The organism is Halorarius halobius, assembly GCF_024298865.1.
Lineage (GTDB): Archaea > Halobacteriota > Halobacteria > Halobacteriales > Haloarculaceae > Halorarius > Halorarius halobius.
In genome coordinates this window covers 3,300,500-3,314,108 of record NZ_CP101161.1, presented here as the reverse complement: position 1 = coordinate 3,314,108, position 13,609 = coordinate 3,300,500, and the positions used below count along the sequence as shown (strand labels likewise).

Genomic DNA, 13,609 nt, shown 5'->3' with positions numbered 1-13,609 from the left:
CGAAGATACCGGGAAGCGGATCACAGAACCGACACGGTGCCGATTATCGAAAACGGGAGTCGACGTGTCGTTTCTGGTACCTTGTCGGTAGTCTCATCACTCGCGAGTGCATCGTTTGAGGCGATGCATCGTGGACACAAGTCCAATCTTCCGTGAAGTGCAGCAGTTTCGTCAGCTGTGGCTCTGGGCCCTTCTTGGCGGGATCGCGGTACTTATGCTCGTGCTCGGGCCTGTCTCGTGGATTGGACTTGTGGTCATCGGCGTCGTCGCCGCGTTCCTCTACAGCCTTCGCCTCAATACCGAGGTGAGAGCCGACGGAATCTATCTCAAGATGTGGCCCATCCACTGGTCATTCCGTCGGATCACCTGGGCGGAGATTGACCACTACGAGCTGAGAACGTACCGCCCACTCCGCGAGTTCGGTGGCTGGGGCATTCGCTGGGTACCAGGTAGGATCGCGTACAACGTCCGTGGGAATCAGGGCGTCTGGATCCAGCGGACGACCGGTCGTGACGTTCTCGTCGGATCACAAGACGTGGAAGAACTCGTCAGCGCGATCGACGACGCCTACGAGCGTTGAGGTAGCGTTGCTGGTTCTCGACTTGCTCTCGTGCATTGAGAGGACCGGTCGAAACTTCTGGCCTTCGCGGAGTTGAGACGATACAGGTTATAAAAAGGCGAAAGATGGAGCTCACTGATAGTCCGAAATCGACCGGTATGGAACGTAGTAGCCGATTTCGTCAATCCATATCGACAGCCACTCATCAGCGGTCGATTCGTCGATCTTACCAGCATCGATAGCAGCCAGGAGCACACCGACTGATCCGACAACGGTCACACCCTGTTCTTTGGCGAACGATCGAGCATCCCCGTCGTCGGTCAGCAGACGGCCGTCGTGTGCGTCCGCCACGGCAAACGCTTGGGCCTCGCCGGCATCGAGATGGTCACTGACGACCGCCTCCCTGTTTGCGACCGTCTCCGAGATAGGTACGATTGGAATCTCGTTGTCGAGTGTCCCGAGTGCGGATTGAAGATACGGGTGTCCATCAACGCCGTTTTCGAGTTCCTCGCGAACGACCGGTACTGTACAGATTCCGGAGAGCCCTGTAACCACCCACAACTGGTCGATATACGCAAAATTCGAGAGGACAGTCGTGTTCAGGACGCTCGGATTCGCCGGAATTCCGTCACCAGTCATTTCGCGGGTGATTCCACATCGTCCGAGTCCTCGTCGTCGAATTCGAGTTCGCGTGCTGCCTCTACCTCGTAGGCTGCGTCGTCTTCGTCAACGAGCCCGAGGCGAAGTTCAACGCCGTGCTCACGGAGGATGTCACGCATCGTCCAGCGATCGACATCAGCGAGTCTCGCAGCATCACCGAGTGTAATCCGCTCGCGTTCGTAGAGGGCGACCGCAGCTGCTATCCGCTCGTTCTCGTGGTCCTCGAAGTACTCACGCACGAACTCCCGCAACGCATCGCTCTTGCCTCCGAACACACCAGCCTCGACAGCACCCTCGATCAGGAGGTCGAGATCGTCAGGATATGATCCGGTGATTCGTGCCATCGTTCTAGCCGAGACTATGACTTCATACTATTTATGAACTACGCCAGACTGCCATATTCGTTAAGGCGACCAGTCTCAACTACTGCCACCGCACGACATCCCCCGTCGGTAGACCGGCTGAGACAGAGCGCTCACTGGTCGTCCTCAGTATCGACGCTTGGATGCTCCTTCTCGGGCGCGTGTTCACGCCAGGCGTCCTTGTCCTCCGCTCCGAACTGTTCGTTAAAGAGGGCAGTCGCCCGCTCGTACCCGCTGTATCCCTCGAGGCGTTCTTCGTCGGCCGTCACTGCCCAGTACGTTGCCTTGTGCTCGACAAGCTCACGGTCCTTCAACCGAGAGAGTGCCGTACTAACCGCGCCTTCGTCAAGACCGGTCTGAGACGCAATCTCGCGGGCCTTGAATGCATAGTCGTCGTTTGCTATGAGGAAGCCAAGAACTTGATTAGGGACCGAAAGATCCGCGAGCTCGTCCTCACTCGTGTTCTCGAATGTGTCTCGGTCGATGGACATCGTTGAAATAAGGTACGTCATCCACTGTAAGGAGTGTTAGGTGTGAAAGTTACGAAATTTCTGAATGTGAATCACTGTCAATCGCTAAGACCGTATGCATCGGGCAGCCAGTCTCACCTACCGGCTTGGTCTGGATGTTCGCCAGTTTGGCCGTACGTGAACCCCCAGTGGACTCTGAACTGATCTCACGACGACTTCGACTGTGAGTACGACGAGACGCCGCCGGCGGAGGGGGACGAGTGGCTGGTCGGGTTCACGTGGCGTCCGACCAGTACTGGTCGGTAGAACGGGAGTCCACCGACAAGCCCACGACGTCAGTCGTGGGTAGCTGACTCGTCCCACAAGGCCGTGATTCGATCTTCGATTTCGTCGAGGACGAGCGCAACGACATCACGATGGTCGTCCGGCCACGATGCGTCCTCGCCGGGCGTCGGGGCGGTGGGCGGGGGATGGACGTGGTCCCGTGTATTGTGCGGATTCGGGTGCCGGTCCCACCGGCACTCCCAGGCGTGGTCCGTGTACTGCTCTCGGTGACATCCTCCCCGCCGTGAACGGAGGGGCTTCCCATTCCGCGTTGGGATATTTATATCCCCTCGAGTAATGAAATGGACTCCTGGCCGGAGCGTGTCACCGCCGAACAGGCCACGGCGATGCTTGCAAACACGGAGTGTATGAGGCCTGTGCTCTCAGAAAGACCACACGACGGTATCCGTCGACTGGAGAGAGTCGTTCGCGAGCGTGACCGCCGCGTTTTCATCGTCATCGAGCGGAAACTCGGCATCGAGGTCGACCGACTGCGCCGGTAGTAAACCGGACGAATTGGAGGTCCTACAGAGCACTTGAGGCCTGACGCACGACGCCCGGGGCTGACGACTCGTCGACCGTCCGCCGCAACGATCGAGCCACCCGCCGCCCGGCGGACTGGGCCTCGCGAACCCTGCGGCCGGCCATGAAGCCAACCACGGCAGCCGCGACCAGCGTACCGTGCGATGCGGCCACCAGCGCCACCAGCAGCGCGCCGAACATCGCGGCGCTCACGACCACTACCTCGTTCGTACTGTACCTGAACCGTGCCCGCTGTACCGAGCGGGTCGTGCCTCGCTTCATATGTGATGGCTGGGACCGCTACCTCATAAGCATAATCTGAATTACATTTCTGTAATCCTCCATACTGAAACTCAGTTCACCAGTTTTCGTCGGTCGTCCGGACCCGGTGTCGGCCGAGGTACTCTGAAGGCAGCCGGTGACCATTATCGGCGTATGGGGGACCACGACAACGCGGGTGGGGTTACGGTTGACGACCTCGAGGCGGCGTTCAGCCTCGTGGCCAACGACATCAGATTCCGGATCGTACAGGAGTTGTGGGAGGCCCGGCAGGCGGAGGCGCTACCGATGCCGTTCTCCGAGCTGTTCGACAGCGTTGACGTGCAGGACTCGGGCCAGTTCAACTACCACCTCGACAAGCTCGTCCCGCGGTTCGTCCGGAACGTCGAGGACGGCTACGAACTCACGTTCGCGGGGGAGCAAGTCATCGGCGCGGCGGTGTCGGGCGTCTACACCGATACGGACGTCACCGTCGATGGGATCGACGTCGGGGAGTGCACGGACTGTGGCAGCACCATCGAGGCGCGGTACGAAGCCGGCCGACTGGATGTCCAGTGTGTCGACTGCGAGTTGGTGGTCGCGGGTGGGATGCCCGCGCCGCCGGTACTGGCTGCGAGTCACGACCCGGAGTCGCTCCCACGAGTGTTCAGCCAGTTCCTGCTGACGCGCAGCCAGTCGCTGACGCGGGGGTTCTGCCACCACTGCGGCGGGCGCATCGAATCCTCGCTCGACACGGAGTCGTGGGACGAGCCGCACGTCCAGCAGTCCTGCCAGGCATGCGGCGTGGACGTGGGGATGGCCGTCGAGGCCGTCGTGCTCGATCACCCGGCTGTCGTCTCGTTCCTCTACGAGGAGGGTATCGACCTCCGTGAGACGATGATCTGGGACCTCGACTGGCTGTTCGACACCGAGGTGACGGTCGCGAGCGAGGAGCCGCTGCGCGTCGAGTTGACGATGGACGGTGACGACGAGCGGCTCGACCTCACACTCGATGAAACGCTATCGGTGGTGGATGTCGCGCGGTCGTGATCCCACGAATTACTCTCGACGGAGAATCGATATGCTCCGGGGGTTAGCGAGATGAGCTGTCCTTGCCTCCCTGGAGTTGGGTAATGGCTACTGCATACACTGCTCCACACTCACACTCGACCTGCTCAGCGGTTCGGCTGTCCGACATCTGGGCTCCACAGTCGCATTCTATCGTCAACGTACGGTCGCTCATCGGTCGGTCATGGGCCTGCGTACTTTCATCCTCATCCGAGACTGATTTGGGTATGATGTAGTGTCACTGGAGGATACTCACCTCCTGAATATTGGCGGTTGAAACAACCCATTCATAGACTAATATGATCGGACTATTCAGCTGATTCCAGCAGCGTGACACATACCGGTTCGTCGCTCTGGAGATCGGAGTGGGTCTAGGTATGTGGCCGACTGATATCCGTAGTGGACGCACAGCGTCCTCTCGCGACCGGATATACCTGGGATGGTATATGGCGTAGATTGATTATCGGGGGGAGGCATGATTGGTTCGAATGGGGGTGCTCGAGCTGCTCCGCAGGGGGAGTTCCGGATGCACCGTCCTCCACGAGTGTCGCGTCTGCGGGACGGCTGTCTCACCGGAGACCGATGAGTGTCCCAGCTGTCACTCGACGGAGATCGCTCGATACGCGTTCTGAGGTGGAGATGTCGGACCTCGGTCGGGGGGCCTCCGGAGCCACCATCTCCTGCGTGCTGCTCTCGGCGGTCGGTCTCGTGTGCGGGTGCTGTGTCCGTCGGAACGACGATTTCGAACAGGGGACTGCTCGCAACTCGAACCTCCCGATTTCACCGAACTACGTGACGCGGCCCTCCCGATATTCGGGGGGTCCGCAACGGCGATCGACCGCGCTGGGCTGGTGGTTCGGCGGCCGCTCGTCTACCGGGATGGCCGTATCCGCGGCCACATCGTCGGGGACCCGGAGACGCTGCAATCGACGATCGATGGCCTCCCAGCGAGCGTTTCCGTCCAGATTGACGCGATTCAGCAGTTTCCAAGTGCCGACGTGAATCCGGCGACAACGAGAGGCGCTCCAAGTAGCCGTCGCGCTGGGATACTACGATACGCCTCGTGAAGCCACCCACGCCGACATCGCCGAGGAGTTGGGCTGTGCGCCGAACACGGCGAGCGACCATCTCCAGAACGGCGAGGCGAAACTCGTCAGGGCGGAACTTGCGGCATTTACGTCCTCGCTGTGACGGTCTGTGCGAGTCTCGGACAGCGCAGTTCGCAGTGCTCCGGAATCCATCGCTCACGGGGAATGCTGTAGCTTCGTATCCAGCGTATCCCGTGACCCAACGGTTGTGACTGATAGTGATTGGCAAGTCGGTTCGTAGCTTGCTCAGTACAGGAGCTCTATTTGTCGGAGTGAACTGGAGATTCGAGGTAGGATGGCGTCCTGCAACGCTTCGAAGAACATCGGCTTGCGGTATCTCCGTCGCAACTATTTTGAAATTGGCTAACTGCCGTTGGATGTGGTCGTGAGACGAAGCCTCCTCTCACAGTTGTGACATCGTTTGGGTAGGCGGAGGTCAACCTGGTTCGGTTCGACGAGGAGACGTCCATTAGAGACGTGAACACCTGGATGAACTGGAGAGATCCGGCCCAGCTCATCTCGGACGGAACCGAACCGGGAACATTCCTCGGTGGAGCTGAAGCCGTTCTCACGCCGGGCTTGCTCGAAGGGAATGAAGGTGAATCTGCAGACACGCAAGGCGAGTGCCTCGGGGGCTGCCCCGAGGCGGTTCAATCGTCCCACAAGGCCGTGATTCGATCTTCGATTTCGTCGAGGACGAGCGCAACGACATCACGATGGTCGTCCGGCCACGCTGCGTCCTCGCCGGGCGTCGGGGCGGTGGGCGGGGGATGGACGTGGTCCCGTGTATTGTGCGGATTCGGGTGCCGGTCCCACCGGCACTCCCAGGCGTGGTCCGTGTGCTGCTCTCGATAGTGGATCTTGAAGTCGTCGTTCGTGTACCAACGGACGGTCAACTGCGCCTCGTCGACGGCTCCCGGGTAGTACGACAGGGCAAAGGCGACGTAAAGTTCCAGATGGCCGCTGGCGTCCGTGATGGTCGCTCGGGAGACCTGCCTCGTCGCTTGGAGTCGCGTCCGGAGGAACTCAAGAATGGGACGATCGATGGGGGCAGGGCTCCCGCCATCGCCTGTCGGTGGTACCATTCGGTGGGCTACCCAGACGCTTGGTCGCGCTCGCCACCCGTGCGCTGCTGGCGGGCACGTTCGTAACGCTCACGCTCTTCGCGGGCGGTCGCCCAGTCGGCGAGGTCGCTGTACACGTCGTCGATGGTTCGCTCGTCGCTGCCCTCCGCGGCGGCGACGGCGTCGACTGCGGCCGGTGACGCGGCGTCGTACGTCGCCTCGTACTCGGCGATGCGGCTCGTCAGCTCACGAACGCGAGCCTGCAGGTCCTCGACGGATTGGTCGGCTGCGAGCTGGTTGATGCGTCGCCATTCGAAATACGCGTCATTCCGTTCGTAGGTGGCCGGATGGCCATCGTGTCTGGTGACGATTCCCAACTCGTCGAACCAGCCGAGGTACTTCCGGGCGGTCTTGGGGTCACAGTCGGCGCTGTCGGCGATCGTGCTCGCCGCCGTGGGCTCGCGGGTCTGTAGGATAGTGCCGTAGATGCGCTGCTCGACGTCGTCGCTGCTGAACGCATCCTCGAACGGGGGCGGCCCATCCCCAGCGTCCGTCTCGGACATACTCGGAATTGCAGAGCAACGGATATAGTTCTTACTTCAGGGAATAATATTCCGGGTAGTGGTGCGTGCAGGGTACCGGCTGGGTGGCTTCGAGAGGACCACTGCAGTACCCAACAAGTAGGCGGCGGCGATCTCCTGGGTGAGTGCGTCGTCGTGAGCGGCGTCTTGGAGGTACTCCCGAAGCGCGGTCACGAGGACGTCTGTTCGGTCTTCCCCGAGGACGGCTGCCAGTGCGTCGGCCCGGTCGATGAGCCGGTTGGGGGCCCGAAACTGCACGCGCTCCTTATCAGTATTATGATGTGTGCACCGTGAGCTAACCCACTTAGCCGTTTTCCTGTGTACAACGTGAGTCACTCGGCCCGGGCTAGGCAGGTATCAGTCGGAGATGTAGCCAATCAACTGGCTCGCCACATCTTCTGTGCGGTCGTCAACGAGAGCGGTCAGATAGTGTTCGACGTCTGCAGCACTATTGAGCGTTGCAAGCGACCATGGGAGGACGTGGCTTCGTTCACCGAGTGGGTCACCTTCGTAGTCGTCGTCCCGGAGTGGGAGTGCCTCCTCGTGGTAGGTCTTCGTGGAGAGCAGGACCGTCATGAGTTGAGTACCATGGTTCGGGAGTTGAGGCGCTCCCAGAATTAGCATCGGGCGACCTTTCTCCGAGAGCGGGTCGGTCCCCCAGATGATGTCGCCACGTTCCAAGTCCCCGAATGCAGTCACTGTACTTTTTCCATCTCGTCGGTCTGGAGGTCCTCAAGACGCTCCTCACCGTACTGTTCGTCTGCCGTCTCGTAGTGTCGGTGTAGCCGGTAGGCCGCCTGAAGCCGTTCCTCGTCATCTGTGATCGCCCAGTACGGGCGCTTATGCCGCACGAGACCTCGTTCCTTCAATCGCGAGAGAATCGCACTGACGGCGTCTGTATCCAGCCCGAGTTGCTCGGCGATCGTTGCCGCCTTCCACGCCCTGTCGTCATTCTTGTCGAGGAACAGCACGATCCGCTCGGTATCATTCCGTTCCTCGAATTCGTCAGCGTCAGCGTTCTCGAATTCGTCGATATCGATGGCGCCGCTCGACATAGACCACTGTTGGGACTGTTGGAACATAGTCGTTTGGCATGTTTGTTACCGTGGATGGGCGTTTCCGTGCCCAGAAATGCGGAAGAGGGTCGCTCGCTGGCATCGCGACGAGATGTTCCTCGAGATCGCGCGTCCAGTACGTCGCGAATCCGCCTGGACTACACCGCTCGCACAGAGCCTTTGCCCGGTCGGTCGTCTCCCGATCCGTGACCTCCACATTCGTCGGCCGACATTTCGGGTTAGATACCAGCGGGTCAGGGCTGTATCTGGCCGCCTGGAGCGACAATGAGCCCGAGGCGCTTCGGGAGCGAGTCGGTCGGATCAGCGACACAGCCGAGCGGATCATCGCCGCTGTCGCGGCGAGTGTGTGAACGGACCATCGAGCGAGCAATCGCAGGCGATGCGTCCTATGGGCGTCGCCATCACGTCTCTCACCGTCCGGTCCCTATTCGGAATCGTCGTGGGGAGCCACGGCTGGTGGAAATGAATTCCGCGCTCTCGGGGGCATGCTACCGGTCGCGAGCCGATGCCGCGAACAGGGACTCGAACTCGACGAGATCGTCGGGGTGGTCGACGCCATCGGCAGCGACCGCCTGGAAGAAGCCGTGGTGGGTTTCGCTCAGCTCCATGACTTCGGGGTCGTCGACGTCCTCCGGGTCGATATCCGCGGGGTAGTCCTCACTCTCCTCGTGGAGATAATACAGTGCGGGGGCCTCCTCGTCGAGCCACGCCGCTTCCGCATTCATATTCTCGAGGGCGAGCCCGCGCTCGAACGCGTCCTGTTTCTCGGCCAGGTGATCGAAATGAGCTCGGACGTCAGCAAGGCTGTCGGGGTCCAGGGCGAGTTTGAACAGCCGGAAGCGTGTCATGGTCGGTCGACTCACCTGCCAGTGTCCTAAATCCACGTTTTCGAGGGTCCTTTCGGGAAGTTTCGCACGACTAGGTTTCACCGGTGTCGGACTCGGGGATTTTGTGCGCCCCTGACGGGCGAGGGGCGCCCTGGAGTGCGTTCCTCGATACTCGATGGGACATAGAGCACTCGTTGCGTACGAACGGATGGATGGCACGTACAACCTGCATTACACGCACTGGGGTGGCTGCAACCTCAGGCTGAAACATCGGGTTACCGAGGCGACGCCGTTCAGTGGCGACACGCCATCGCAATGGGCCCGGGAGGTCCACCGGGCGCTGACGACCGGCTCGAATCCCGCGTCAGTCCGTGACAGCTACCACATCGACGGGAGCTGTCCGACCGACGTCGAGCCGATTCCGCGCGAGACGGGCGTCACGCTTGCGAAGGCACTGTCGGGGCAGCTCGATAACCTGCATCACGAGACGTTCTACGTGGTCGACCGGGCGTTCGACGTGACGGCGTATCGGACGCTGTGGTTCGGGCTGCAGTACGATTCGGAGACGGTCGAGCGGCAGCCGACGGTCGGGTTCGGGGCCGTGCGGACGGTGCGGTGGTACGACGGCGCGCCGGTCGGGGACGGTCGCGCTCGCGGTGAGTTCGCGGGCACGAACCGCGACGTCAGTGAGCTGCCCGATGGGGGCGTGTTCGATGTTGAGGACGCAACGGAGTTCTGGTACGAGCAGGAGCAGGCAACGACGGACGCCGACAGAGAGGTGCTGTTTGGCACGATCGACTGAGGACTGATCCGCGGAATTGTGATCGATCTCGCGACTCTGGATACGTTTGAGTATATTTGGAAACGTATTGAGTCTGGAAAACCTTTCACTTGCACTCTGTTTCGAGTGATGTTAATTGAATGATATTGGACGGGTTCCCAGTGGGTGCCCAATCGGGGGCTTTCGTCGACGTACGACTGTCTTGAGTCCCTTCAGGAGAACACGGAACTCGAAGTCGGACATGGACGTAGACGCTCCACACTCCGACACAGACGCTGAATCGAGCCCGGAATCGGATGCGGACTCAGAGTCGACAGAGACTGCGGACGACCCCGTGGTCTCCAGATCGTCGTAGCCTGCGTTCGACGACGATGCTCCTCAGCGTACGGACCCGGAAGCCGAATTGGGACCCATTCTAGTCTGATTTTTTGAAAGAAAAGGCCTCTGAATCTGGCGGCGATGAGGAACCAGATCAGGGAATCTCGGCTTCTAACGAGCGGTCCATTGTCGATAGTCTCTCCTCCACTTGCGACGAACCGAGTCAGCAGCCAATGGAATCTCACCCCTACGCCCGGCGAACCGGGGCTTGTCGACTCTCCAGGTAATGAGCACGGAGGACCTCCGAGCGGTGGTGGCGGTGGATGGGGCCGAGCGATGTAGACAAGCAAAGAATCGGTGATGCAGGCGAGGTGTTCGTCTTCGAAGAGATTGTAGAGACGCTCAAGTAGTACTTCGATACCGAGGGGCGGTACCGTGATTCTCGGGTGGCTGACTCGCGAATACCGGGTTATTGTACTATAAGTATATCAAACCAATCCCCCCCCAAGTTTGGTCAGGATGAGATATTATCTCATCGGTTGTATACTTCTCACGGATTTCCTGCCAGAACTGATGAACATTAACGCCCGGGTGTGCAGAACCCCACTCTAGATGACGATCTTCTGCATCTGATCTTCTAGCAATTTCCTTTACCGCAGATTGATTATCTGGATGGAATACAATATCATGGAATGCCACTAATCCATCATCAGACATGAGGTTCTTGTACATTTGAAAGTCACTCTTCACGCCCTCATACGAATGATCTCCATCAATGAATAAAAAATCCACTTTATTTTCGCCCACCACATCCATTTTTATTCTCTCCAGAGTTGTTTCATTATGGGAATCGTCTCTGATAAAATCCATTGTCGCATCATCTGAAAATGTTTTGAATATCTCTGTCTTTTTTTGATTATATCCTCCGCCAAATCTACCTCCCGGGAGATCTAAACTAACAATATGCTCTAGGCTTTGGACATGCCTACACCAGGTGTAGAATGTACCACCGTTTGCAGTCCCTATTTCGAGGATTACTTTTGGTTCATGTTGTTGGACATTGCGAGCTAGCTCAAGTAGTTCATCTCTCAATTGCAAAGCAGTTAATTTATACTCTCCATAACCAGGCTGGACATCCAGAATCGTGTCTAGAACATCATCGATTCCTTCTTCCTGTTCGGCTCTCTTTTGTATTTCTTTGAGTGATCTCTGAAAAGCTATTGAGTCGATAATTGGGAGCCTCAGGAATTGAGAAATCGCATATTTTGATGATTCACGAGAAAGTAATTTTAGTCCTCCTCTTTGATAGGTTCGAATTGCGCTTTCGACGGGGTTCATGCCAGAGAGACCTTAGTGCATAATGAAATAGCCACCGATTCAAATTTATACCTCCACAAAAATATTCCCTTAATAAGCAATTCTTTATAAACTACTTCATCTATCGCCGGCTCATAGAAACATAACCTTTATCTAATTGGTCAGGAACAAATTGCTTATGAAAGGAGTCATTCTCGCAGGTGGGTCTGGGACGAGGCTAAGACCGATTTCTCATACAACGCAAAAGCAACTTGTCCCTGTAGCAAATAAGCCCGTAATACAATATGCGGTTGAGTGTTTAAAATCGGCAGGAATAACGGAAATTGGTGTGGTTTTAGGTGGACAATACCCTAGTAAGATTAAGAATTTTCTTGAAGATGGGAAAGATTTTGAAGTGGATATTACGTATATCCATCAAGGTGAACCTCTTGGTTTAGCACATGCTGTTGATTGCGCGAAACAGTTCGTTAACGATGAACCATTTCTAGTATATTTTGGAGATACAATAATTAATGAGGGTATTGTTGGAAATTTAGTTGAGTCGTTTGACGAGAATCACCATTCAGCGGGTTTCATTCTTCAGGAGGTCGAGGAACCCTCAAGATTTGGGATAGTCGATTTGGATGGAGATAGTATCGTAAACATTCAGGAGAAACCTGATGAACCTGCTTCTGATAAAGCATATATCGGTGTGATTGCGTTGACTGATTCGATATTTGAACAAATTGAATCCCTTGAGCCCTCTTGGCGTGGTGAACTTGAATTGACCCACGCGTTGGCCGGATTAGTTAAAGAAGAAACAGTATTTTGGGAGGTGCAGGAAGGACTTTGGAAAGATGTCGGAACTCCAGACGATGTTATAACCGCCAATAAAATATTCCTTGATAAATTACCTAATAAACAATTTGGGCAAGTGTCCGATAAATCAGATAATATACCGGGGTGCCAGATTGGTAAAGGTACTTCGATCGCTGATACCGCTACTATCGAGGGTCCAGTACTGATTGGAGAAAATTCATCGATTAAAGGGGATGCAAAAATTGGGCCATTTACTAGTATCGGGAATAACTGCACTATACATGACGCCCAAATTGAATCGAGCGTAATTATGAACAACGTAACTATTGAATCGAATTCGATATTAGAAAATAGTATATTGGCGGATGGGGTTAAGATATGTAATTACGAATCGGGATCTCCCAATAGATTCCTTCTTGGCGAAGATTCAGTAATCGACCACCGTACTCCACAGTAAATAATATCTAACAGTCTAAAAAGATATAATTATTATATTATGAATAAATCTGAATATTTCGCCAAACCAAGTGTAGGTATAATTATACTCAATTGGAACGACTACGATGATACTTCAAGCTGCTTGGAGTCGGTTCAGAAAACCAATTATCCAAATTTTACGGTATATGTTGTGGATAATGGCTCTACCGATGACTCGCTCTCTAGGCTTAAGAATGAATTTGGATGGTGCAAATTTATAGAAAACGAAACAAACCTTGGTTTTGCTGGTGGATGTAACTCCGGTATAACTGCTGCTCTATCCGATAATTGTCAATATGTACTTTTGCTAAATAATGACACAATTGTCGATGAGGACTTTTTACAGCCACTCGTTAAATCAGCTGTATCGAGGGAGAGGGTTGCGGCTGTTAGCGGTATAATATACCACCCCGGAAAATCAGATGTCTGGTTCGCTGGAGGAGAATTATACCCTAGCCTGGCAAAAGTAAATCGTATTACTAAGATCCAAAGTGATTCAGAATACTCAACAGGCTGGATAATTTCTGCACTAATGTTAATAGATTCAGAATTTATTTCTGAATATGGATTATTAAATGACGATTATTTCTTTGGATCAGAGGACCAAGAGTTAGCGCATTATGCTAATGAGAATAATTGGAGTCTAATAGTCAATCCGAATTCAGAGATTGTTCATAAAACTCACTCCACATCTGGGGACTTAAATGGATTCCAATTTTACCACAACACATATAATACCATTTATTTTGGCAACAACCACCTAGTGGGCTTAGATAGGTTTATATTTTATATATATTTTATTTCTCATAGGTTCTTATTTTTAATGTACTCGGTTAGTATCTGGCGATGGGATTTAATAAGAGCGATGTTTCGTGCGCTAATGGATTACTATACAGGTACGCAACGATCTGCGACAGAGCTTCTTTAGGTGTGAGTGCTGAATAGTATTCATAAAATGTATACATTGTTGTAACTCTCATAATGAGATTTTCCACGTCGACAGCGAGACGCTCAAACTTTGACCGAATAGTTTTTATCTATCTGTGCTTCACCGGCAGA

Annotated in this window: 19 protein-coding genes and 2 pseudogenes; 8 read left to right on the top strand and 13 right to left on the bottom strand. The window is 55.5% G+C overall.

Annotation, left to right across the window (positions count from 1 at the left end; all coding sequences use genetic code 11):
• Positions 1-214: 214 nt before the first annotated feature.
• On the top strand, positions 215-580 hold the full coding sequence (locus NL112_RS17600) for a DUF6141 family protein (protein WP_255150155.1): 366 nt from the start codon (positions 215-217) through the stop codon (positions 578-580).
• 111 nt (positions 581-691) lie between these two features.
• Here the strand turns inward: NL112_RS17600 and NL112_RS17595 are convergent, their stop codons facing one another.
• The 4 genes and pseudogenes from NL112_RS17595 to NL112_RS22935 all read right to left on the bottom strand — a co-directional run.
• Positions 692-1,198, bottom strand: a complete 507-nt coding sequence (locus NL112_RS17595; protein WP_255150154.1) for a PIN domain-containing protein — start codon at positions 1,196-1,198, stop codon at positions 692-694.
• A complete protein-coding gene (locus tag NL112_RS17590; RefSeq protein WP_255150153.1) occupies positions 1,195-1,563 on the bottom strand; it encodes a UPF0175 family protein in 369 nt (122 codons plus the stop codon). Before NL112_RS17590 ends, NL112_RS17595 begins: the two co-directional genes overlap by 4 nt.
• Positions 1,564-1,694: 131 nt before the next feature.
• Positions 1,695-2,072 (bottom strand): MarR family transcriptional regulator, encoded by a 378-nt coding sequence (locus tag NL112_RS17585; RefSeq protein WP_255150152.1) that lies wholly within the window; start codon positions 2,070-2,072, stop codon positions 1,695-1,697.
• A 314-nt stretch (positions 2,073-2,386) separates the two neighbouring features.
• Positions 2,387-2,605, bottom strand: a pseudogene (locus NL112_RS22935) (toxin-antitoxin system TumE family protein); the annotation flags it as partial.
• A gap of 72 nt (positions 2,606-2,677) precedes the next feature.
• Between NL112_RS22935 and NL112_RS17575 the strand changes: the two are divergent.
• Positions 2,678-2,878, top strand: a complete 201-nt coding sequence (locus tag NL112_RS17575; RefSeq protein WP_255150151.1) for a hypothetical protein — start codon at positions 2,678-2,680, stop codon at positions 2,876-2,878.
• Positions 2,879-2,900: 22 nt separating this feature from the next.
• On the opposite strand, the gene NL112_RS17570 is transcribed toward NL112_RS17575, so the two are convergent.
• Positions 2,901-3,110 (bottom strand): hypothetical protein, encoded by a 210-nt coding sequence (locus NL112_RS17570; protein ID WP_255150150.1) that lies wholly within the window; start codon positions 3,108-3,110, stop codon positions 2,901-2,903.
• 222 nt (positions 3,111-3,332) lie between these two features.
• On the opposite strand from NL112_RS17570, the gene NL112_RS17565 reads away from it, so the two are divergent.
• Both NL112_RS17565 and NL112_RS17560 read left to right on the top strand, forming a co-directional pair.
• On the top strand, positions 3,333-4,205 hold the full coding sequence (locus NL112_RS17565) for a DUF7351 domain-containing protein (RefSeq protein WP_255150149.1): 873 nt from the start codon (positions 3,333-3,335) through the stop codon (positions 4,203-4,205).
• A gap of 1,020 nt (positions 4,206-5,225) precedes the next feature.
• Positions 5,226-5,414, top strand: coding sequence for a helix-turn-helix domain-containing protein (locus NL112_RS17560; protein ID WP_255152618.1), 189 nt, complete (start codon positions 5,226-5,228; stop codon positions 5,412-5,414).
• Between the two features lie 547 nt (positions 5,415-5,961).
• Here the strand turns inward: NL112_RS17560 and NL112_RS17555 are convergent.
• From NL112_RS17555 to NL112_RS22975, 6 genes and pseudogenes are all read right to left on the bottom strand, one after another.
• On the bottom strand, positions 5,962-6,396 hold the full coding sequence (locus tag NL112_RS17555; protein WP_255150148.1) for a toxin-antitoxin system TumE family protein: 435 nt from the start codon (positions 6,394-6,396) through the stop codon (positions 5,962-5,964).
• Positions 6,397-6,404: 8 nt separating this feature from the next.
• Positions 6,405-6,938, bottom strand: a complete 534-nt coding sequence (locus NL112_RS17550; protein WP_255150147.1) for a DUF7342 family protein — start codon at positions 6,936-6,938, stop codon at positions 6,405-6,407.
• Positions 6,939-6,974: 36 nt separating this feature from the next.
• The gene (locus NL112_RS17545) at positions 6,975-7,214 is read right to left on the bottom strand and encodes a hypothetical protein (RefSeq protein WP_255150146.1); all 240 of its coding nucleotides are present in this window, start codon (positions 7,212-7,214) and stop codon (positions 6,975-6,977) included.
• 99 nt (positions 7,215-7,313) lie between these two features.
• Positions 7,314-7,655: a hypothetical protein gene (locus NL112_RS17540; RefSeq protein ID WP_255150145.1), complete on the bottom strand. Its 342-nt coding sequence runs from the start codon at positions 7,653-7,655 to the stop codon at positions 7,314-7,316.
• Entirely contained in the window at positions 7,652-8,011 is a 360-nt protein-coding gene (locus tag NL112_RS17535; protein WP_255150144.1) for a MarR family transcriptional regulator, read from the bottom strand. The genes NL112_RS17540 and NL112_RS17535 overlap by 4 nt, the downstream gene beginning before the upstream one ends.
• A 94-nt stretch (positions 8,012-8,105) precedes the next feature.
• Positions 8,106-8,186: pseudogene (locus NL112_RS22975) on the bottom strand (DUF7558 family protein); the annotation flags it as partial.
• A 31-nt stretch (positions 8,187-8,217) separates the two neighbouring features.
• Between NL112_RS22975 and NL112_RS17530 the strand changes: the two are divergent.
• A complete protein-coding gene (locus NL112_RS17530; protein WP_434084189.1) occupies positions 8,218-8,382 on the top strand; it encodes a hypothetical protein in 165 nt (54 codons plus the stop codon).
• Between the two features lie 138 nt (positions 8,383-8,520).
• On the opposite strand, the gene NL112_RS17525 is transcribed toward NL112_RS17530, so the two are convergent.
• Positions 8,521-8,880 carry a hypothetical protein gene (locus NL112_RS17525; RefSeq protein WP_255150143.1) on the bottom strand — a complete coding sequence of 120 codons (360 nt, stop codon included), beginning with the start codon at positions 8,878-8,880 and terminating at the stop codon, positions 8,521-8,523.
• Between the two features lie 154 nt (positions 8,881-9,034).
• On the opposite strand from NL112_RS17525, the gene NL112_RS17520 reads away from it, so the two are divergent.
• Positions 9,035-9,661: a DUF6735 family protein gene (locus tag NL112_RS17520; protein ID WP_255150142.1), complete on the top strand. Its 627-nt coding sequence runs from the start codon at positions 9,035-9,037 to the stop codon at positions 9,659-9,661.
• Positions 9,662-10,435: 774 nt separating this feature from the next.
• Here the strand turns inward: NL112_RS17520 and NL112_RS17515 are convergent.
• Complete coding sequence (locus NL112_RS17515; protein ID WP_255150141.1) at positions 10,436-11,296, bottom strand: class I SAM-dependent methyltransferase; 861 nt, start codon at positions 11,294-11,296, stop codon at positions 10,436-10,438.
• Between the two features lie 157 nt (positions 11,297-11,453).
• On the opposite strand from NL112_RS17515, the gene NL112_RS17510 reads away from it, so the two are divergent.
• A complete protein-coding gene (locus tag NL112_RS17510; protein ID WP_255150140.1) occupies positions 11,454-12,530 on the top strand; it encodes a glucose-1-phosphate thymidylyltransferase in 1,077 nt (358 codons plus the stop codon).
• A gap of 39 nt (positions 12,531-12,569) precedes the next feature.
• On the top strand, positions 12,570-13,478 hold the full coding sequence (locus tag NL112_RS17505; RefSeq protein WP_255150139.1) for a glycosyltransferase family 2 protein: 909 nt from the start codon (positions 12,570-12,572) through the stop codon (positions 13,476-13,478).
• The last annotated feature ends 131 nt before the right edge of the window (positions 13,479-13,609 follow it).

Excerpts from the sequence above, each read along its gene's own strand:
- NL112_RS17600 (WP_255150155.1), top strand. The coding sequence starts at position 215 with ATGCTCGTGCTCGGGCCTGTCTCGTGGATTGGACTTGTGGTCATCGGC.
- NL112_RS17595 (WP_255150154.1), bottom strand. The coding sequence starts at position 1,198 with ATGACTGGTGACGGAATTCCGGCGAATCCGAGCGTCCTGAACACGACT.
- NL112_RS17590 (WP_255150153.1), bottom strand. The coding sequence starts at position 1,563 with ATGGCACGAATCACCGGATCATATCCTGACGATCTCGACCTCCTGATC.
- NL112_RS17585 (WP_255150152.1), bottom strand. The coding sequence starts at position 2,072 with ATGTCCATCGACCGAGACACATTCGAGAACACGAGTGAGGACGAGCTC.
- NL112_RS17575 (WP_255150151.1), top strand. The coding sequence starts at position 2,678 with ATGGACTCCTGGCCGGAGCGTGTCACCGCCGAACAGGCCACGGCGATG.
- NL112_RS17565 (WP_255150149.1), top strand. The coding sequence starts at position 3,333 with ATGGGGGACCACGACAACGCGGGTGGGGTTACGGTTGACGACCTCGAG.
- NL112_RS17555 (WP_255150148.1), bottom strand. The coding sequence starts at position 6,396 with ATGGTACCACCGACAGGCGATGGCGGGAGCCCTGCCCCCATCGATCGT.
- NL112_RS17550 (WP_255150147.1), bottom strand. The coding sequence starts at position 6,938 with ATGTCCGAGACGGACGCTGGGGATGGGCCGCCCCCGTTCGAGGATGCG.
- NL112_RS17535 (WP_255150144.1), bottom strand. The coding sequence starts at position 8,011 with ATGTCGAGCGGCGCCATCGATATCGACGAATTCGAGAACGCTGACGCT.
- NL112_RS17525 (WP_255150143.1), bottom strand. The coding sequence starts at position 8,880 with ATGACACGCTTCCGGCTGTTCAAACTCGCCCTGGACCCCGACAGCCTT.
- NL112_RS17520 (WP_255150142.1), top strand. The coding sequence starts at position 9,035 with ATGGGACATAGAGCACTCGTTGCGTACGAACGGATGGATGGCACGTAC.
- NL112_RS17515 (WP_255150141.1), bottom strand. The coding sequence starts at position 11,296 with ATGAACCCCGTCGAAAGCGCAATTCGAACCTATCAAAGAGGAGGACTA.
- NL112_RS17510 (WP_255150140.1), top strand. The coding sequence starts at position 11,454 with ATGAAAGGAGTCATTCTCGCAGGTGGGTCTGGGACGAGGCTAAGACCG.
- NL112_RS17505 (WP_255150139.1), top strand. The coding sequence starts at position 12,570 with ATGAATAAATCTGAATATTTCGCCAAACCAAGTGTAGGTATAATTATA.